The 20,366-nt window shown below is 42.6% G+C and carries 20 protein-coding genes and 1 other annotated feature; of the genes, 1 reads left to right on the top strand and 19 read right to left on the bottom strand.

Going from position 1 to position 20,366, the window contains the following annotated elements; all coding sequences use genetic code 11:
• Positions 1-348: 348 nt before the first annotated feature.
• The 18 genes from arnF to Xenpb_RS12095 form a co-directional block, all read right to left on the bottom strand.
• Positions 349-735 carry a 4-amino-4-deoxy-L-arabinose-phosphoundecaprenol flippase subunit ArnF gene (gene arnF / locus Xenpb_RS12180; protein ID WP_187654564.1) on the bottom strand — a complete coding sequence of 129 codons (387 nt, stop codon included), beginning with the start codon at positions 733-735 and terminating at the stop codon, positions 349-351.
• The gene (gene arnE, locus Xenpb_RS12175; protein WP_187654563.1) at positions 735-1,082 is read right to left on the bottom strand and encodes a 4-amino-4-deoxy-L-arabinose-phosphoundecaprenol flippase subunit ArnE; all 348 of its coding nucleotides are present in this window, start codon (positions 1,080-1,082) and stop codon (positions 735-737) included. The genes arnF and arnE overlap by 1 nt, the downstream gene beginning before the upstream one ends.
• Positions 1,079-2,740, bottom strand: a complete 1,662-nt coding sequence (gene arnT / locus Xenpb_RS12170) for a lipid IV(A) 4-amino-4-deoxy-L-arabinosyltransferase (RefSeq protein WP_187654562.1) — start codon at positions 2,738-2,740, stop codon at positions 1,079-1,081. Before arnT ends, arnE begins: the two co-directional genes overlap by 4 nt.
• 7 nt (positions 2,741-2,747) lie before the next feature.
• Complete coding sequence (gene arnD / locus Xenpb_RS12165; protein ID WP_187654561.1) at positions 2,748-3,641, bottom strand: 4-deoxy-4-formamido-L-arabinose-phosphoundecaprenol deformylase; 894 nt, start codon at positions 3,639-3,641, stop codon at positions 2,748-2,750.
• A 41-nt stretch (positions 3,642-3,682) separates the two neighbouring features.
• Positions 3,683-5,668: a bifunctional UDP-4-amino-4-deoxy-L-arabinose formyltransferase/UDP-glucuronic acid oxidase ArnA gene (gene arnA, locus Xenpb_RS12160; RefSeq protein ID WP_187654560.1), complete on the bottom strand. Its 1,986-nt coding sequence runs from the start codon at positions 5,666-5,668 to the stop codon at positions 3,683-3,685.
• Positions 5,668-6,642: an undecaprenyl-phosphate 4-deoxy-4-formamido-L-arabinose transferase gene (gene arnC / locus Xenpb_RS12155; RefSeq protein ID WP_187654599.1), complete on the bottom strand. Its 975-nt coding sequence runs from the start codon at positions 6,640-6,642 to the stop codon at positions 5,668-5,670. The genes arnA and arnC overlap by 1 nt, the downstream gene beginning before the upstream one ends.
• Before the next feature lie 3 nt (positions 6,643-6,645).
• Complete coding sequence (arnB, locus tag Xenpb_RS12150) at positions 6,646-7,791, bottom strand: UDP-4-amino-4-deoxy-L-arabinose aminotransferase (RefSeq protein ID WP_187654559.1); 1,146 nt, start codon at positions 7,789-7,791, stop codon at positions 6,646-6,648.
• 158 nt (positions 7,792-7,949) lie between these two features.
• A complete protein-coding gene (btuD, locus tag Xenpb_RS12145) occupies positions 7,950-8,717 on the bottom strand; it encodes a vitamin B12 ABC transporter ATP-binding protein BtuD (protein WP_187654558.1) in 768 nt (255 codons plus the stop codon).
• A gap of 53 nt (positions 8,718-8,770) precedes the next feature.
• Positions 8,771-9,766 (bottom strand): vitamin B12 ABC transporter permease BtuC, encoded by a 996-nt coding sequence (gene btuC, locus Xenpb_RS12140; RefSeq protein ID WP_187654557.1) that lies wholly within the window; start codon positions 9,764-9,766, stop codon positions 8,771-8,773.
• Positions 9,767-9,867: 101 nt separating this feature from the next.
• On the bottom strand, positions 9,868-10,164 hold the full coding sequence (gene ihfA, locus Xenpb_RS12135) for an integration host factor subunit alpha (RefSeq protein ID WP_038233943.1): 297 nt from the start codon (positions 10,162-10,164) through the stop codon (positions 9,868-9,870).
• A gap of 4 nt (positions 10,165-10,168) precedes the next feature.
• Complete coding sequence (gene pheT / locus Xenpb_RS12130; protein ID WP_187654556.1) at positions 10,169-12,556, bottom strand: phenylalanine--tRNA ligase subunit beta; 2,388 nt, start codon at positions 12,554-12,556, stop codon at positions 10,169-10,171.
• A 14-nt stretch (positions 12,557-12,570) separates the two neighbouring features.
• Positions 12,571-13,554 (bottom strand): phenylalanine--tRNA ligase subunit alpha, encoded by a 984-nt coding sequence (pheS, locus tag Xenpb_RS12125; RefSeq protein WP_187654555.1) that lies wholly within the window; start codon positions 13,552-13,554, stop codon positions 12,571-12,573.
• 81 nt (positions 13,555-13,635) lie between these two features.
• Positions 13,636-13,758, bottom strand: a sequence feature (Phe leader region).
• Positions 13,710-13,754: a pheST operon leader peptide PheM gene (gene pheM, locus Xenpb_RS20480; RefSeq protein WP_366301101.1), complete on the bottom strand. Its 45-nt coding sequence runs from the start codon at positions 13,752-13,754 to the stop codon at positions 13,710-13,712. (Overlaps the previous feature by 45 nt.)
• A gap of 171 nt (positions 13,759-13,929) precedes the next feature.
• Positions 13,930-14,286, bottom strand: coding sequence for a 50S ribosomal protein L20 (gene rplT, locus Xenpb_RS12115; protein ID WP_010847342.1), 357 nt, complete (start codon positions 14,284-14,286; stop codon positions 13,930-13,932).
• A gap of 42 nt (positions 14,287-14,328) precedes the next feature.
• Positions 14,329-14,526 (bottom strand): 50S ribosomal protein L35, encoded by a 198-nt coding sequence (gene rpmI, locus Xenpb_RS12110; protein WP_006118955.1) that lies wholly within the window; start codon positions 14,524-14,526, stop codon positions 14,329-14,331.
• A gap of 95 nt (positions 14,527-14,621) precedes the next feature.
• Complete coding sequence (infC, locus tag Xenpb_RS12105) at positions 14,622-15,161, bottom strand: translation initiation factor IF-3 (RefSeq protein WP_099115544.1); 540 nt, start codon at positions 15,159-15,161, stop codon at positions 14,622-14,624.
• Between the two features lie 3 nt (positions 15,162-15,164).
• A complete protein-coding gene (gene thrS / locus Xenpb_RS12100) occupies positions 15,165-17,093 on the bottom strand; it encodes a threonine--tRNA ligase (RefSeq protein WP_187654553.1) in 1,929 nt (642 codons plus the stop codon).
• 282 nt (positions 17,094-17,375) lie between these two features.
• On the bottom strand, positions 17,376-18,947 hold the full coding sequence (locus Xenpb_RS12095) for an alpha/beta hydrolase-fold protein (protein ID WP_368666823.1): 1,572 nt from the start codon (positions 18,945-18,947) through the stop codon (positions 17,376-17,378).
• Positions 18,948-19,156: 209 nt separating this feature from the next.
• On the opposite strand from Xenpb_RS12095, the gene Xenpb_RS12090 reads away from it, so the two are divergent.
• Positions 19,157-19,540 carry a hypothetical protein gene (locus Xenpb_RS12090; RefSeq protein ID WP_187654552.1) on the top strand — a complete coding sequence of 128 codons (384 nt, stop codon included), beginning with the start codon at positions 19,157-19,159 and terminating at the stop codon, positions 19,538-19,540.
• Between the two features lie 6 nt (positions 19,541-19,546).
• Here Xenpb_RS12090 and Xenpb_RS12085 read toward each other — a convergent pair whose 3' ends face one another.
• On the bottom strand, positions 19,547-20,227 hold the full coding sequence (locus Xenpb_RS12085; protein WP_368666822.1) for a transglycosylase SLT domain-containing protein: 681 nt from the start codon (positions 20,225-20,227) through the stop codon (positions 19,547-19,549).
• Between the last annotated feature and the right edge of the window lie 139 nt (positions 20,228-20,366).

Raw genomic sequence — 20,366 nt, 5'->3', positions numbered from 1 at the left:
AGCCCCCTGAACAGCATGAGGTACCCAAGCAGAAGAGTACTACTATAGTATAGAAAAACGCCTGTGGGCAGATAGTACTATGCGTTACCGTTGCCATTTGAATATTCTCCTAAATAAGAAAATTACACCTCAATCAGCAAATTGATATCATGACTGTATCAAGAGACGTTTTTATCAAGTGCGTAATGATTGCTGAGGCGCAGACTGGCGCGGAACTTCATCTTAAGTTGGAGGGAATAGAATGAGAAAAAGCTTGATGGTTACCGCTGCCTTCTGGGAAACAACCAAGTAGATGGTAATAACAAATATTTTGAGCTATTTTTTATTAATAGCCCAATGCTCCAGTAGCTACGTATTTTCTGGTCGGCTAATTAACCAAACACCTAATAAGATAAAAGCCACTCCTGCCGTTTTCAGCAATGAAACTGTTTCATTGAACCAAGGCAATAAAGCCGCCATTAAATAGACAAAAGCATAACTCAAGCTAATAATCGGATACGCTTTATTTAATGGCAGATATTTCAAGGTAAAAAACCAACATAACATGGACAGTGCATACCCCGCCAACCCGGCCATAATCATCAGCAAAGGAGTATGATTTGCCCAAAGCCAATCGATATCCAGCCAATGTGCTGACAACGAAAGTTCTGGCAAACGGGCCACTCCCCATTTCAATAGCAATTGTGCTAAAGTGACCAACAAGGCGCTCGCTATTCCCCAAAGATAACCTTTCATTAACTCAGGCTCATCAATAAAATTCCCAACATAATCGCAAAAACGCCGATCCAGTGTCTTAGCCCCACTTTTTCCTGATATAAAAATTGCCCAATCAGAGTCACTACTACAAAATTTATACTGAGCATAGGATATGCAATGCTCAGCGGCAAAAATTGTAATAATCGCAGCCAAAATATCATTCCTATGCCCAATAGAAGAATAGCACTGGACAACCATATCGCCATAGATACCCCTTTATAGGGGGTATCTTTTTTTTGCCAACAAATAACTGCCTGTTTCTGACATAGTTGTCCGGCACAGGTTAGTAAACTAACCAAAAATAATAATACTATGTTGCTGCTCATGGTTGTTTCTGATAAATCACTAGGACAAAACGATAGTTACTGCGTATTCTATCTGGCTTAGGTAACTCAGGAAGCTCCCCTTTTGAAGACAACAGGAAAACAATCGCAACCTGACCTTCTTTACGCGCATTCTTTAACCATTCAGGAAATTTTTCGTGTGTTACATATCTATATTGGCTATCTGGGTAATTAAGCCCATATTCCAATTCGCCCGGACGATCAAACATATAAATGTCATTGCGTTTTAATTCCCATGCAATCGCCGCGCCTACCCCAACGGACTGAGACAGAATATATTGACTATCTGCCAATTCTTTTTCATTTTGTCTAACAAAATGCTGAGGAAGTTTGGAGTTAATGGTTTTGTTAGGCAGTGCAGCTCCGATTGATAAACTGAGCACGATGGAACAGGCCGCAGCCCATAACCAATATTTACCATTATGAATGAAGCATAGATAACCAACCCCACCCCAAGCCCCAAAGGCAATAATGCCCATAATCCATTTCAGCCATTCATTGGGTTGGTAGAGAGGCTGACTAACCAACGTTTCCATGACAAAAAGCACTAAAATAGCAATCACTCCAATGAAAACATTCACTAGTCCATTTATTTTTAATGCTTTCATATTGCCATTTTTGACACAATCAACAGCATATTTTGCCATCATCAGTGCCAATGGGCCGATAAATGGTAAAACATAAGTTGGTAATTTTCCTTTTGCTATACTGAAAAATGCAAAAGGAATAATGAACCAGCAGAACAAGAAAAACATCTCTGGATGGCTCTTTTTCTCTTTCCAGCTTTTAACCAGCGCACCAGGTAGTAATCCTAACCACGGAATCACACCTAATACCAATATCGGCAAGTAATACCAAATGGGCGCAATATGTTGTGCTTTCTCAGAAGCAAAACGTTGTATATGCTCTACCCAGAAGAAGTAATGCCAATAATCCGGCTCGCGCAAAGCAACTGCAATCACCCACGGCAAACTAATTAAAACAGCAAATATAACGGCAATCGGTCCAAAACGAACCATTTCCAGAAAGCGTTTCTGGTATATTGTGATGGGTACCATTGCTATCACAGGTAACGCCAATGCCAGAAATCCTTTGGTCATAAAAGCCATGCCGCAAGCCAGCCCTAATACAGACCATGCCAGAACCCGTTCTCGAGTACTTCCTGCCTTAAGTGCCCAATAACAACTCACTATCCCCGCGGTAACCCATAAAGAGAACATCGGATCAAGGACACTATAGGTACCAATGGAAAGAACAATAAACATGGAAACATAAATCAGGCTCGCAACGAAAGCCGTCTGGCGACATTGCCACATCATCATGGCAAGTCGGTAAAGCAAAAATGCACTCAGTAGGATACTGAATACAGAGCCAAAACGAACAGCAAAGTTATTGTGTCCAAAAATCCATTGGCTAATATTATTAAGCCAATAGCCAGCAACAGGCTTTTCAAAATAGCGGATATCTAAGAAGTAAGGAACAATCCAATCCCCACGTTGCAGCATTTCCCGGCTAATTTCGGCATACCGCGTTTCATCCGGTTGCCATAATAGGCGGCTATCCAGAGGTAATAGGTAAGTAAGAATAAAAAAAAGAGCCATCAGAACGGCTCCAGCTTTACTCGTCTGAGTATTCAACATAACTGTGTTATACCCCTTGTTGGCAACCTAACCAGCCTTCACGACCGGGAAAATCTGAACGTACAATTTTCCCAACAGGAAGCGTGTCTCTATTTTCAGGTAATAAATGACTTAACTTACAGAACTGAACACCTTGCTGATGAAGCATGTTCAATAGTGTTTCAAACTGTGAAGACTTCGACATACCTTCAACTTCGGTATGAATGGTATAAACCGGAACCCCGCGATCATTTTTGATGGCTTCAAGGATAAAATGATTAAAGTCATCATCGCTGACCTGTATGCCAACAACTTCATCATAAGTCGGTAATGTGACAGGAATTTGTACAGTGCCCAAGTTTCCATCTGGCAAAAGTGGTCTAAATGGATGTGTCCCTCGACAATCACTATTGTAATCAAACTCAAAACTCTGTTTAATCGTCAGTACGCGTTCGTCCGCTCGCCAGCCAGCAACAGCCGAACATGTAACAGGCTGCCCTATCGCCATTTCCAAAGCATTAATTCCCAATCGCACTTGCTCTACCAGTTCAGCTTCGGACCAGTGCCCCACTTTAGCCTGCCAGCCTTGATGATCCCACGCATGCAAACCAACTTCATGACCTGCATCCATCGTTTGTTTCATCAAGTAGCCCAGATCTTTTGCGATTTTTTTACCCGGCCATGCTGTACCTGCCAGCAAGATATCCAAGCCATAAAGGGATGCTGCATTTGATCTCAACATCTTCCAAAGGAATTTAGGCCGCAACAGGCGCCATAAATGGCGCCCCATGTTATCCGGCCCAACACTGAAGAAAAAGCTGGCTTGAATATTATGCTTCCGCAAAATTTCAAGCAATCGCGGTACACCTTCCTTTGTGCCTCGATAAGTATCCACATCAATTCTCAAACCAACTTGTTTCATTACATTTAATTCCTGATGCCGTTCTAATTTCCAATGAATCTCTAGTGTTTTCTTTTCAGTTCTTCAACCGCTCCACACAAGAAGAAATCCAATGTTTCATCAATGGTTTGCTTCATATCAATAGTGGGTTTCCATCCCAACAAACGCCCCGCGTTCTTAATGCTAGGTCTGCGATGTTCAACATCCTGGTAACCTTGACCATAATAGCTACTGCTTTCGATCTTCTTAAACCCAGCAAATGGTGGGAAATGCCCCCGAAGTTCGTGTTTTTCAAAGCTATCTAACAGCATTTCAGCCAATTGCCGTATGCTGGCTTCATTTGTCGGATTACCAATATTGATAATTTGTCCGTCACACGCTCCATCCCGGTTTTCAATGATCCTGAACAGTGCTTCAATGCCATCATGAATATCGGTGAAACAACGTTTTTGCTCACCGCCATCAACCAGTTTAATCGGAGAACCTTCAACTAAATTCAGAATTAATTGGGTAATTGCCCTTGAACTACCAATACGAGCCGAATTCAGGTTATCCAATCTTGGCCCCATCCAGTTAAATGGACGGAATAAAGTGAATTTCAGGCCTTCTTTCGCACCGTATGCCCAGATAACCCGATCAAGTAGTTGTTTGGAAACAGAGTAGATCCAGCGTTGTTTATTAATTGGCCCCACAATTAAGCGTGAAGTATCTTCATCGAATTCCTTGTCGTCGCACATACCATAAACTTCAGATGTTGAAGGGAAAATAATCCGCTTGTTGTATTTCACACAATAACGAACGATTTTCAGGTTTTCTTCAAAATCCAGTTCAAAAACACGTAATGGGTTACGCGTATATTCAATCGGGGTAGCTATCGCCACTAATGGAAGCACGACATCACATTTTTTGATGTGATACTCAATCCATTCCGTGTGGATACTGACATCCCCCTCAATAAAATGAAAACGCGGATTGCCAATAAACCGTTCAATAGCAGAAGAACCAATATCCATTCCATAGATGTCATAATTGTCATCAGCCAACAAACGTTCTGTCAGATGGTTACCAATGAATCCGTTAACCCCCAAGATCAAGACACGTTTCCGACGACTAACTTGTGCCGTGGCTTTAGGGCCAACATAAACACCCGTCACAATGCCCATTTCAAGCGTGAGCCGATTGCCTTGTACATAAAGTCCTGACTCTCCCTGCCCGCTGATAATTTCCAACGCACCTTCACCACAGGCAATAACAAAGGGTTCTGTGGAAATGACGGTTCCGGGAAGTTTGCCATGAGCCTGATTGAGTGGTTTTGAACGCCAAATTGTAATTTTACGCTCACCCAAGAAAGTAAATGCACCCGGGTATGGTTCTGTCACTGCCCTGACTAAGTTGTTAATTTCTTTAGCTGATTTATTCCAGTCTATTTCACCATCTTCAGCAGTGCGACGACCAAAATAAGTCGCCTGACTTTCATCCTGTGGAATCGATGGGTAATGACCTGATTTAATCTGAGGCAAGATGCCATTCAATAATTCAATGGCGGCTTCTCGTATTTTTCTATGGATATCCAGTGAAGTATCAGTTTCATCTATTTGTACAGCCTGCTGCGCGACAATATCCCCTGCATCCGGTTTTGCCAGCATTTTGTGCAATGTGACGCCTGTTTCTGACTCGCCATTGAGTACTGCCCAGTTGACTGGGGCACGACCACGATATTTCGGCAATAGGGAGCCATGAAGGTTAAATGAGCCTTTTTCAGCCAGTGATAAAACTTCCTGACTAAGCATATTGCGATAGTAAAAAGAGAAAATAACATCTGGTTTCATTTCACGGATACGCTCGACCCAAAGTGGGTGATTCACATTCTCTGGTGCAAATACAGGCAACCCTAAATCAGCACCAATACGCGCAACAGATGAGAAAAAGTTATTTTCATGCGGATCATCTGTATGTGTAAATACAGCCTGAATATCAAAACCCGCCTTTACTAAAGCATCAAGTCCGATACAACCAATATCATGATAGGCAAAGATAACTGCTTTCATTAGCTTTCTTCCTGATTATCGTTGGTCTTTCTAACTCCGACCACTTTTTGAATAAAATAACGCGGACGGGCACGAACGTCGTTATATATCCTGCCGATATATTCACCAAGTAATCCCATTGCGACGAACTGTGCACCAATGAACATGAAAAGGATAGCAAATAGGGTAAACACACCTTCAGCAGCCCACATTGAGCCGAAAATAAGGCGTAGAGTAATCAACAATACCGCTAACAAGAAGCCAGTTACGGCAATGACGCTTCCCACGACACTCAATAACCGCAATGGAGCAGTAGTCAGGCAGGTCAGAAGGTCATACATCAGGTTTACCAATTTCATAAAATTGTACTTGGAATCCCCGAATTCGCGCTCTGCATGAGCCACATCTATTTCTATCGTTTTACGTGCAAAAGTATTAGCGAGTATAGGAATAAAAGTACTGCGTTCATGACATTGCAGCATCGCACGTACAATATGACGGCGGTAGGCCCGCAACATACAACCATAATCCCCCATTGAACGCCCCGTAGCTTTGGTGATCATCGCATTGATTATTTTGGACGCACTTTTACGGAACCAAGAATCCTGACGGTTAGCACGACGTGTACCCACGACGTCATAACCCTCTTCTGCTGTTTTAACTAAACGAGGGATCTCTTCTGGCGGATTTTGTAAATCAGCATCAAGTGTAATAATCAGATCACCATCAGCCTGATGAAATCCCGCCATAATGGCAGAATGTTGCCCATAATTGCGGTTAAGCAAAATAGCAATTACATGATTTTCAGGGATTTCAGCCGCTTGGGTTAAAATATCGGCAGAATTGTCACGGCTACCATCATCTATCAAAATTACTTCGTATTTCTGCTCAAGTTGTTGGCAGGCTGCGATCGTTCTTTTCAACAATTGGGGTAAACTTTCTTCTTCGTTATAAACAGGAATAACGATCGAAACTTTTTTGATCTTCTCAAACATCACTTACTTATGCTCCAAAAGAATTTCAGTTATCGCGTTCACAACACGATCTACATCATCGTTGTTCATATCTGGGAAAAGTGGCAGTGAACAGAGTGTTGACGAGTTCCACTCAGATACAGGCAGGGAAAGATGAGGATAACGTTCCCTGTAATATTTTTGCGTATGCGCGGCCTTAAAATGCAAACCAGTGCCAATATTTCGATCCTTCAGACGTTCCATAAAAGTATCCCGATCAATACCACAGATACTTTTGTCAACACGTACCATAAAAAGATGATGGGAATGCAAATGCTCATATTCAGGAACACTCAACATTTGCAAAGGTGAGTTGCTAAGTGCAGCAGAATATCGAGCCACCAACTCACCACGGCGTGCGTTCATTGATGCTAATTTCCCTAACTGCACAACCGCTATCGCCGCATGAATATCTGATAAATTGTATTTAAAGCCTGGCTCAACGACTTCTGCCTGAGGTTTTCTGCCTTGAATTTGTCGATCGAAAGCATCAACAGACAATCCATGAAATTTTAAACAGCGGATCCGTTGTGCAAGTTCATCATCATCTGTAACGAACATACCGCCTTCAGCACAGGTCATGTTTTTAATAGCATGGAAAGAAAAGATAGCGGTTCCCCGCTCCCCTACCCACTCGTTTTTATAGCGGGTTCCGACGGCATGAGCAGCATCTTCAATCAGAGGAATATTGGCTTCTTGAGCAACGGCGCGCAGTGCATCAAGATCACAAGGAGCTCCTGCATAATGAACGGGAATAATAGCTTTGGTTTTTGGTGTAATGGCTTTTTTGATTGTTTCTGCGTTGACCATTAACGTATCACGGTCAACATCAACCATGACAGGCTCTGCGCCCAATAAACAAATCATATTGATCGTGGAGACCCACGTTTGGGACGGAGTAATGACTTCATCGCCAGGGCCTATACCTAATGCCAGCAAAGCCAAGTGCATGCCTGCGGTAGCAGAACATAAGGCAATCGCATGCTTACACTCGAACATGCGAGAAAAATCTTGCTCTAATTGGTGATTTTGCGGCCCTGTCGTAATCCAACCTGAACGTAAAACTTTCTCTACTGCTTCTATCTCTTCGCTGCCAATCGCAGGACGAGAAAATGGCAAAAAACTATCCATAATCGCCTTATGCCTTGCGTAATCTAAATATGTTTTATAATTAAACGATTCTAGATGATGCTTGTTTAACGAAACATCAACGAAGAAACAAATATTAGTCAACCAAGGCACCAAAAAAGATAGGCTTTAATGATTATGATAGATTTCAATTACAGAAATTACAGTTGGTTGACTCTCCATAATTTATAGCCAGTATTTTTAATATGTCTAATTTTTACTTCAAAAATTTCTGATAAATTTCGTTCAGTCATTACATTCTGTGGTATACCAGATGTTAATAATTTTCCATGTGAAAGTAACCACACTCCCGTCGCTTGCTCATAAGTATGATCAAGGTCATGGCTACTCAGCAGTACCGTTCCCCCTAATGAACAGAATTGTTTGATCAACTTATCTAAAATAGCTTGTTGGGTAATATCAAGGTTATTTGTAGGTTCATCAAGCAAAAGCAATCTTCCGTCAGGATTCAATTCCGGCCATACTTGAAAAAAAGTTCCGGCTAATCTGACACGCTGCCACTCTCCACCTGATAGCTGACTAATTGGAGAAGAAAGTAATGGAAGGAGCTTCATTTGCTGGCAGAGTTCATATAATACGTTTTCACTCTGAGCCAGTGGAGCCGATTCAGGGCGGAACATGTCCAAGTATTGGAAGACGGGCATAATGGGAGTAGACGATGATTGAGAAAACCAAGCTCGGCATCTTGCCTGTTCGTGTTGACGATAATGTCTCAACTCCCGGCCAATTAAATGAATACAGCCACTGTAGGATAAAATTCCTGCAATCGCTGAAAGCAAAGTACTTTTCCCTGAACCATTTAATCCAACCAAATGAATTTGCTCTCCAGCCATAACAGATCCAGACAGAGCTTTCAGTCTGTTGTTAACACTAACGTTATCCAATTCCAAGATCGGTTTGTTAGTCATGTTATTACTCTCACCTTATTGCCTTTATTAATAGTTGGATAACCATTTGTTTTTTAATAATGATGTGCTCTTAATAAAAGCCATATAAAAACGGGAGCACCTAAGGTCACAGTAACGACTCCAATTGGTATCTCTGCGTGAGATAATGACAATCGGGAAAATAGGTCAGCCAATAACAAACCACAGCTCCCCGCTAACGCACTGGCTGGAAGCAGCGCCTTATGATCAGTCAAGCCAATCAATCTTAAGATATGAGGAATAACTAAGCCGATAAAACTTATCGCTCCTGCAAGAGCAACACTCAATCCAACTAATAACCCAACCACTGATACAAATAAATTGCGCCATTTGTGATGAGATATACCTAATTGACGTGCCTGCAATTCTCCAAGCGATAGATAATTCAAAATGTTCCCCTTACGGCTTAACCATAAGATAGCGGGGAATAATGCAATTACTAACCATTTCTGACGCCAATCAATGCCGCTGAAACTTCCCATCATCCAATACATCAACTGCCTTAGATCCAAGCTTGTGCTGAAATAAACCATCCATGTCATCAAGGCCCCAAATATCACTCCGAAAGCAACGCCGATCAATAACAAACGAGTATTCGTCACTTGATGCCTTCGGGAAAATCCCAATAAAATTGCTGTCATAAAAAGCGCGCCAAGTACCGCTCCAACGCTTAATAACCATAATGGGGCAATACCATGAAAAGCCAGTATCAAACATACCACGACAACGCCTGCACCATTACTGACTCCAAGTAATCCCGGCTCTGCCAACGGATTTTCAAACAACGCCTGCATAATAGCGCCTGATACAGCCAAACTAGCCCCGACAGCCATCACTGCAAGCGCTCTGGGTAATCTCAATTGCCAAATAAATAACCGGGCAGAATCAGATAACCATTGATCAGGCCAGAACCAGATTTCACCTGCACATAATGACAAAACAAACAGGATAATGAAAAAAACAGACAGAATTGCTATCACTTGATGGTTACGTTTTCTCTGACAAGTGATCAACTCATAAACAGAGTGCATGTTGATATGGAACCATTTAGGGAAAGAAAACCCATCCCGTTGCTGACAATGGGATAAGAAAGATAAGAAAAAGACCGCACAGGTGCGGCCTTTTTGTGTATTTATTCTTTGGGTAACGCTTTTTCTACCCGATTTTTCAACTTTTGGCCTGGGCGAAAAGTGACAACACGGCGAGCCGTAATCGGAATATCCTCTCCTGTTTTTGGATTCCGGCCTGGACGTTGATTTTTATCTCGCAAATCAAAGTTGCCGAATCCAGATAACTTAACCTGCTCCCCGTTCTCTAAAGAGCGACGCACTTCTTCAAAGAACATTTCCACTAGATCTTTAGCGTCACGCTTGCTAATACCCAGTTTTTCAAAAAGATTTTCTGACATTTCAGCTTTAGTAAGCGCCATAAGTTCAGTCCCTCAAGGATGCTTGGAATCGCTGTTCTAATGCAGCAACGCATTTGTTAACGGTCGCAGCAATTTCTTCTTCTTCCAGTGTACGCATGGTATCCTGCAAGATTAAGCTAATAGCAAGGCTCTTGTAGCCTTCCGCGACACCTTTACCACAATACACGTCAAATAAGTTTATGCCAACTATATGATTTACGCCAACTTTCTTACATTCAGCCAGAACATCTTCTGCAGCTACATTTTCAGGCACAACTACTGCGATATCACGGCGGTTAGATGGAAAGCGAGAAACTTCCGTCATCTCAGGAATTACGCGGTCTGCCAGACTAGGCCATAATAACTCGAATACCACGGTACGGCCGTTTAAGTCAAGTTTACGCTCCAGTTCTGGATGAACAACACCAATATAACCAATGTAACTATTTTCCAGATAAATCCCAGCACTTTGTCCAGGATGCAAAGCGGAATGTTCTTCTGCTTTAAAGGAAATGCCTGACATTTTACCTGTTAATTCTAAAACAGTTTCTAAATCACCCTTCAAATCAAAGAAATCAACCGCTTGTTTTTCAATCGACCAGTGTTCTTCGAAACGATTTCCTGCAATAACGCCAGCAAGCATCAATTCCTGACGAATGCCATTCTCCGCATTTTCATCTGGTACAAATCGCAAACCAGTTTCAAATAAACGCACACGGCTCTGTTGACGATTCTGATTATACGCAACAGTGGTTAATAATCCCGTCAGCAGGGATAATCGCATCGCAGACATATCCGCCGAAATTGGATTAGGCAGGATTAATGCTTCTTCCTGTGGATGCAGATGTTGCTGAATTTTAGGATCAACAAAGCTATAAGTAATTGCTTCTTGATAACCTCTGTCCACCAGCATTGTTTTGACACGTTTCAGAGACAAATCGGCTTCGCGATGCGAAGTCATCACAAGATCAGCACGCACTGGCACGTCAGGAATATTGTTGTAACCGTAAATACGGGCAACTTCCTCAACTAAATCTTCTTCGATCTCCATATCAAAACGCCAACTAGGTGCAACAGCTTGCCAACTATCACTCTGGACTGTTACTTGGCAACCTAAACGGATCAGAATATCTGTTACCTGTTCATCAGCGATATAATGACCAATAAGGCGATCCAATTTCTTACGGTGCAGTGTAATAGTTGCGGGTTTTGGCAAATGAGACTCACTCGTCACATCAACGATCTCTCCCGCCTCTCCACCACAGATGGCAACCAACAACTGAGTAGCATATTCTATCGCTTTATGCTGAAGTTGTGGATCAACCCCACGTTCAAAGCGATGAGAAGCATCCGTATGCAGACCATAACGGCGAGCACGACCTGCAATTGCCAACGGTGCAAAAAATGCAGACTCCAGCATAATATGCTGAGTTTCCACATTAACTCCCGAATATTCTCCACCAAAAATCCCTGCTATAGCAAGTGGTTGCTTTTCATCAGAAATCACTAGCGTTTCAGCAGAAAGTTCCGCTTCATTGCCATCTAATAGGGTGAGTTTTTCACCTTGCTCAGCCATGCGAACAATAATTGAGCCAGTTAAACGCTCTAGATCGAACGCATGCAACGGTTGCCCTAGTTCAAGCAAAACATAGTTGGTGATATCAACCACTGGATCAATGGAACGAATACCACCACGGCGCAGTTTTTCACGCATCCACAACGGAGTAGTAGCCTTGACATTCACATTTTTAATAACGCGCCCCAAATAACGAGGACAAGCTTCAGGAGCGTCAACACGGATAGGGAATTTCGTGTCTAGGGTTGGTTTAACCGTTTCGATTTTTGTTTCGGTCACAGACAATTTGTTGATAACTGCTACGTCACGGGCAACACCCATGATGCTCAGGCAATCAGCACGGTTTGGTGTGATGCTGATTTCAATCGCGTTATCATCTAATTTCATGTAACTACGCAGATCAGAGCCAATCGGGGCATCTACCGATAATTCGATAATTCCGTCATGATCGTTAGCAATACCTAGTTCAGAAAATGAACACAGCATTCCTTCTGATGGCTCTCCGCGCAGTTTGGCGGCTTTAATTTTGAAATCACCGGGTAGTACAGCTCCAACTGTAGCCACAGCGACACGAAGACCCTGACGGCAATTGGGTGCACCACAAACAATATCCAACAGACGTTCGCCGCCGACATTAACTTTTGTCACACGCAATTTATCTGCGTTTGGATGTTGGCCACATTCAACAACTTCACCAACAAATACACCGTGGAACTGGCCTGCCACTTTTTCAACACCATCAACTTCCAAACCAGCCATGGTGATTTGATCAGACAATGCTTCACTGTTAATGGCTGGGTTTGCCCACTCGCGTAACCAGAGTTCACTGAATTTCATGAGATATACCCGCCTTATTTAAATTGTTTGAGGAAACGCAAATCATTTTCAAAGAATGCACGCAAGTCTGTAACACCGTAACGAAGCATGGTCAAACGCTCCATACCCATACCAAAGGCAAAACCAGAATAGACTTCGGGATCAATACCAACGTTACGCAATACGTTCGGATGTACCATACCGCAGCCTAACACTTCCAGCCACTTGCCATTTTTGCCCATGACATCAACTTCTGCGGAAGGCTCTGTAAATGGAAAGTAAGAAGGACGGAAACGAACCTGCATATCTTCTTCAAAGAAGTTGTTCAAAAAGTCATGCAATGTGCCTTTCAGGTTGGTAAAGCTGATATTTTTATCAACAATTAATCCCTCTACCTGATGGAACATTGGGGTATGCGTCTGATCGTAATCATTGCGATATACACGCCCTGGGGCAATGATACGGATTGGTGGCTGACCATCTTTCATGGTACGGATCTGCACCCCAGAAGTCTGGGTACGCAGTAAACGTGTCGCATCAAACCAGAAAGTATCATGATCAGCCCGTGCTGGATGGTGCGCAGGAATATTCAGCGCATCAAAGTTATGATAGTCATCTTCGATTTCTGGCCCCGATTCAACAGAAAAACCCAACTCGCCAAAGAAAGTTTCAATACGTTCAATCGTGCGGGTAACAGGGTGCAATCCACCATTTTCCATACGGCGGCCAGGCAATGAAACATCGATTTTTTCTGCTGACAAGCGTGTATTGAGAATATCTGATTCTAACTTCGCTTTACGTGCATTCAATGATTCTTGAACTTCTTGTTTCGCCTGATTAATAACAGCCCCAGCCGCTGGACGCTCTTCAGCCGGTAAATCACGCAGCGATGACATCTGGAGAGTTAAATGGCCTTTTTTTCCCAGGTATTCAACTCGCACCAAATCCAACGCGGCAACATCCTGGGCTTCTTCTACGGCTGCTTTTGCCTTTGCAACCAGCTCAGTAAGATGTGACATCGTTTTCCTCTTCCTTTGGCCAGATGGCCCTTTAGTTGTTATCGACTATGCCCTCAAATTATCTATTGATGAGGCCATAAAAATAAAAAAGCCTCCACACTGGAGGCTCAAGCGCTATTTTTCGTTTCTTTTCTTACGCGCAAAGCCCCCTGTTCTCAGGTGCTAAAGTAAAAGAAGAAACGAAAAAAGGCTAACTTCATCATGTCGGTTCTCTCTCCTGTATCCTTTTTAAACTGGCTACTCGTAAACTGATTATGATTCAAATCTAAATAATAGACTAAGTAATAATAACTTAAACAATAATAACCTAAACAATAGTAAGCCACATTTTGGAAAAAAGTAAAAGAGGGAGCAAGCTCCCTCTTTTAATCTGACTTATGCCAGAGCGCCCTTCGCTTTTTCAACCAGAGCAGCAAATGCCACTTTGTCGAATACAGCGATGTCAGCCAGAATCTTACGGTCGATTTCAATCGAAGCCTTTTTCAGGCCGTTGATGAAACGGCTGTAAGACATGCCGTTCTGACGTGCAGCAGCGTTGATACGTGCAATCCACAGTTGACGGAACTGACGTTTACGCTGACGGCGGTCACGGTAAGCGTACTGACCAGCTTTGATAACAGCCTGGAAAGCAACACGATAAACGCGCGAACGAGCACCGTAGTAACCTTTCGCTTGTTTCAAAATTTTCTTGTGACGTGCACGGGCAATAACACCACGTTTTACGCGAGCCATATACTTCTCCTATCGTCTCTGAGTTCTAATCTAAAAAATTGCTTATGCGTATGGCAGACAAGCAACAACCAGGCCCAGATCACCTTTGGAGACCATGCCTTTTGGACGTAAATGACGTTTACGCTTGGTTGATTTCTTAGTCAGAATGTGACGAAGGTTAGCGTGCTTACGCTTGAAACCGCCGCTTGCGGTTTTTTTGAAGCGTTTAGCTGCGCCGCGTACTGTTTTAATCTTTGGCATTTTAATTTCCACTTCGCATTGTTAATTACAACGAACTAGTAAGGCGAATAGGCTCCATCCAGAAACTGGCTGGAGCCTATTACTTGTTTGCCTGACTATTTCTTCTTAGGAGCGAGCACCATGATCATCTGGCGGCCTTCAACCTTCGTTGGGAAGGATTCAACCACTGCCAGTTCACTCAGATCGTCACGGATACGGTTAAGCATCTCGATACCAATCTGTTGGTGCGCCATTTCACGCCCACGGAAACGCAGGGTGATTTTGGCTTTATCGCCATCTTCCAGAAAACGAATCAGGTTGCGTAGTTTGACCTGATAGTCGCCTTCATCTGTACCAGGACGGAATTTAATTTCCTTGACCTGAATAACCTTTTGTTTCTTTTTCTGTTCTTTGACTGACTTACTCTTCTCATAGAGGAATTTGCCGTAATCCATGATACGACAAACTGGCGGTTCGGCATTTGGGCTGATTTCCACTAAATCAACACCAGCTTCCTCAGCTTTCTCAAGAGCTACCCTCAGACTGACAATACCAATCTGCTCGCCATCTAATCCAGTTAAACGAACTTCAGAGGCGCGAATCTCTTCATTAATGCGATTTGGGCGCGCCGGTTGAATTCTTTTTCCGCCTTTAATACCTTATTCCTCCAATTGATGAAGATTACGACTGCGTATTTCTGTCAGCAGTTTTTCTGTAAATTCACTGACGTCAATGCTACCTAAATCCTTGCCGCGGCGAGTACGGACAGATACTTTTCCTGACTCGACTTCTTTATCACCACAAACAAGCATGTAAGGTACACGACGCAGAGTGTGTTCACGGATTTTAAAACCAATCTTCTCGTTTCTCAAGTCTGCTTTTGCACGAATGCCCGCATCTTGAAGTTTTTTAACCAATTCCTGTACATAATCTGCCTGACCGTCAGTAATATTCATGACGACGACTTGCTGAGGAGCCAACCATGTTGGGAAAAACCCAGCATACTCTTCTGTCAGGATACCGATGAACCGTTCCAGAGACCCCAGAACCGCACGGTGAATCATTACAGGAACCTTACGTTCGTTATTTTCACCTACATATGACGCACTCAAACGCGCTGGCAGTGAAAAATCGAGTTGCACAGTACCACATTGCCACGCACGATCCAAACAATCATGTAGAGTAAATTCAATTTTAGGGCCATAAAATGCACCTTCGCCCGGTTGGTATTCAAATTCAATACCTTTTTGGGTCAATGCCTCAGCAAGATCGGCTTCTGCTTCATCCCACTGTTTTTCTGTACCAATGCGTTTCTCTGGGCGAGTTGATAATTTAACGACAATCTTCTCGAAACCAAATGTACTGTAGACGTCGTAAATCATTTTGATGCAGCTACTGACTTCCTGAAGAATTTGCTCTTCAGTACAGAAGATATGAGCATCATCCTGAGTAAAGCCACGTACACGCATTAAGCCATGTAAAGCCCCTGATGGCTCATTACGGTGACAACTACCAAATTCAGCCATACGCAGAGGTAAATCACGATAAGACTTCAACCCTTGGTTGAAAATCTGGACGTGCCCTGGGCAGTTCATTGGTTTTACACAGTATTCACGGTTTTCGGATGAAGTCGTGAACATATTTTCTTTATAGTTTTCCCAGTGCCCTGTTTTTTCCCACATGATGCGATCCATCATGAATGGGCCTTTAACTTCTTGGTACTGGTACTCTTTCAGTTTTGTACGGACAAATGTTTCCAACTCACGGAAGATTGTCCAACCATCATTATGCCAAAACGCCATGCCTGGTGCTTCTTCCTGCATATGATACAGGTCAAGCTGCTTACCAATTTTACGATGATCACGTTTTGCCGCTTCTTCCAAGCGTTGTAAATAGGCATTAAGCTGTTTCTTATCAGCCCATGCAGTACCATAAATACGTTGCAACATTTTGTTGTCGCTATTGCCGCGCCAATATGCCCCAGCAACTTTTTGCAGTTTGAAATGATGGCAGAAACGCATATTAGGAACATGCGGCCCACGGCACATATCAACGTATTCTTCATGGTGATACAGACCCGGACGATCATCATGGCTGATATTTTCATCCAAAATCTGGATCTTGTATTCTTCGCCACGAGCTGCAAAGGCATCACGCGCTTCTTGCCAACTGACTTTTTTCTTAATGACATCGTAGTCTTTTTTGGCAAGTTCAAGCATGCGCTTTTCAAGCAACTCGATATCTTCCTGCGTCAAAGAGCGATCCAAATCGACATCGTAATAGAAGCCATTATCAATCACTGGGCCGATAGCCATCTTCGTATTAGGCCACAATTGTTTAATGGCGTGCCCCAACAAGTGTGCACATGAGTGGCGAATGATTTCCAGACCTTCTTCATTCTTGCTGGTGATAATCGCGAGATTGGCATCGGTTTCAATTAATTCACACGCATCAACCAACTCACCATTAATGCGGCCGGCAATACATGCTTTTGCCAAGCCGGCACCGATATCACGCGCCACATCCATTACGGAAACAGCATGCTCAAATTGACGTTGACTACCGTCAGGAAGAGTAATTACAGGCATTTAAAATCCTTATATACAGTGGTGACCCACACGCAAGATCACTTGTATTAAATCAAATTTATTATTAATCAGCACGTTAGAAACAAATTCTTGCTTCACTCCGCAAGATGTGTACGCATTTTAAGGAGACATTTTGAAAACGTATCCGGTACATTTGCCTAACTCGTTCGACATACTATCACACAGAGTAGGTGTTAAAATAGCTTATCTTAATATTACATCAGGTTAATCAATTGATTGATAATTATTCTGGTGCAAAATCCAAAACAACCCTTTTGATAATTACCAATGTGAAGAAAGTGACCGAATTCCATCATAAAGCGTTTCACACCATGAGACATAATCATGCCCACTGGGTAACTCACGGGTTTCTAATGGATAGCCTTTCTGGGTTAATAATTCACTCAACCGATAGTGATTCTGAATAATGCCTCCCCAGCTTCCCCGTTTTTCAAATAACCCGGCCTCAAGATAAAAACGGAGTGGTTTCTTTTCCATCGTTGCAATTTTTCGCAATAACCATTCATGTTCTTCCCCTTCAGGCGCCCACCAATAAGAGCCTGACATACTCAGTACATTGCCGAACAATTCCGGGTGCTGCAATGCGTTCCAGGTGGAAGCCAGACCGCCATAGCTTGAGCCAGCAATAATTGTTCTGCTAGCCGGAACTGTAATACCTTTTGCAGCAAGTGCCGGCATCAACTCCTCTGCGAGAAACTGTGGAAAATGTTCATTAGGTGGTAATTCCTTACTTCGCAGCTTTGGACTGATGCTGTCGACAAATACAATATATATTGCGGGCATTTTCCCTGCGGATATCCAGTTATCAAAAAAATCTGCCATCTGATAGGTATGCAGATAAATCTGCCCATCAAGTAACACCAACATTGCTGGAGTTGACGTCTCTGTAGCAGGGTGTAATATCGCAATTTCCCGGCTGTTACCCATCACCTTACTTTCAAGACGGAAACTCTCCAGCCTGCCTTTGCGATGATAATTTTCTATTTCTCTGAAATGGCATTGGCGCTGTTGCGGAGCAAGTGATAGCAATGAAAAATGATTGTATTTATCCCGCCGTGATGTCGGAGATGGATAGTGGTTCAAGGGATCGGCCTGTGCAGTCGTCAGTATCTCCTTACGTTGAGCAATACCGCCTTGAGCTATTTTCGGAACATCTGGGGCAATCTTGTACTGCATCAGAGTGTCATCAGGAACGATAAACGTTCTGTACCAAACATCTGAACCGGGCAAATGAGACATCACCTCATGATTACCGGAAGGTGCTCCCAGAATATAAACGTTAGATTTCGCACCTCGCCACAGGAAAGTCACTTTCATTTGTTTTTCTGAATGAGGTTCAACAAGTGGTGTTCCTATTGCACTGATTTCATTCCAGAAGTGTGTCGTAGAACCGCCCTCTTCTATTGTTTTCTTTAATTGCTGTAACTTTGGGCTGATAAGCTCACCTTCAGCCTGAATAGCCAAAGGTTGATAGTCCTGTATATCGAAGCTTATCTGCCACCCCTGCTCTGGCTCTCCTTGCAGTTGCAGATGGTATTGCTCTGTTATCGGCACAATGTAAGAAACTGATTGTGCTTCCTGAACCGGAACACGTTCAAGCAATACTCTGTAAGGTTGGTTATCAGCATCTGACAGAGTTACGGATGAAAAACCCTGCCCCTTTAGCTGAATATATTGTTGGTCTGAAAACTGGATAGTCAGGCAACTCTTACCTTCTTTATTATATATACCTTCAATTAACTGGTTTTGAGCAATCACCTGAATACAATCCGGCTCTGAAGCAAGAGCCAATGTTGATATCAACATAGCGCCAATGAATGGGAGGGTTTTCACGTATTTTCCTAATATTATATTTTTTTGATAATGATAATTATTATTATCAAATAACTCACCCTCTCTCAATCTTCATGTATCTGTTTCTGTATTAATTGAGTTATCAAATGTAATACGCTCAGTAACCCTATCTTACCTTTCTCTTAGATCCTCTGTGCCCAAATAATTTCAGAAATGATGAACAGCGTCTTATCTGCATGAACGACAACATGAAAGAAAGTGATCAACTGTTTTATCATGATCTTATGCGACCAAATAGTTTTACAGAGATGACAGAAATTTTTATTCGTCATAGGAACAAAATTATCGCCGGCATCTCAGTTCTCAGAGACAACCCGTTTCAGCATCAGGAAGTGATGAGGCTCAAAGCTATTCTTCCCGTCGCTGAATTAATGACTTTTGATATTTTGCCTGAACCACAGATTACATTCACACTAAAAGAACAAGAAACTATTCATTTGGTCAAGGAGGGCGCCAGTAATAAACGTATTGCATTACTACTTGAAGAGTTTTTTAGGATTATGGTTAAAATTGGCGGACTCACCAACTTAATAAAAGACCAGAGAAGCGAGCTTCTGGGCAATGAAAATTAGCCTGATTTATTGCGTTATTGCTAAACCACGATAAGCATTTTTCACTTTCCACAAATAACGCGGAGCCTGTGGTGCAGGGTGATTATTTTGAACATATTGATAAAACTGATCAGGCGTCATTCGATTGATCTTATTAATTGCCACAGTTCGGTTTGAATCAAATGTACGTAGCAATGCCCCTGCACCATTTACATAAGCGACTATTGTTGCATAATACAGCGTTTCTGGGTTTGAAATACCTTCCAAATGCTGTTTTTTCAACATACTGATATAAGCAGTACCAAGGTCAATGTTCGTTTCAGGATCTTTCAATTCACGCACTGTCGGCTGCCCTGATTTTCCTTTCATTCTGTAAGCATCTCGCCCGGCCGTCGTTGCTTTAATTTGCATTAACCCAACAGCATTCGATTTGCTGACAACTTCTGGACGAAAACCTGACTCCACTTGAATAATCGCTTTAATAAGGGTTTCATCAACACCATAACGTTTTGCAGCTTGCTCAATGAAGGCATCAAACGGAGTGGGTTCAGATCGATAGGTCAATTTAGGAGAACTAAAAGTAGCTCTATTGCCATCCAGCATACGTTTTGCGGTTGGTTGTCTGTTGATGTCTGATTGATGCCCTTTTTGGCCTGCACATCCCGTCAACAACAGTGCCAACACAATATAACGAAGTCTTAATTTCACGCAGTATCCCCTAAATAAAATTAATCCTATAAAGGATATATAATTTTATCGATAAGCCAAAAATATTTTTCCATTGCTTATCAAAATAAGTTAATCCATTGTTCTTGGGTAATTCTGGACAATATGCTGTTTTTTTGTT

The organism is Xenorhabdus sp. PB62.4, assembly GCF_014467285.1.
Classification (GTDB): Bacteria; Pseudomonadota; Gammaproteobacteria; order Enterobacterales; family Enterobacteriaceae; genus Xenorhabdus.
Note: the sequence above shows the minus strand (reverse complement) of the source record. Positions and strands in the feature narration are given on the sequence as shown.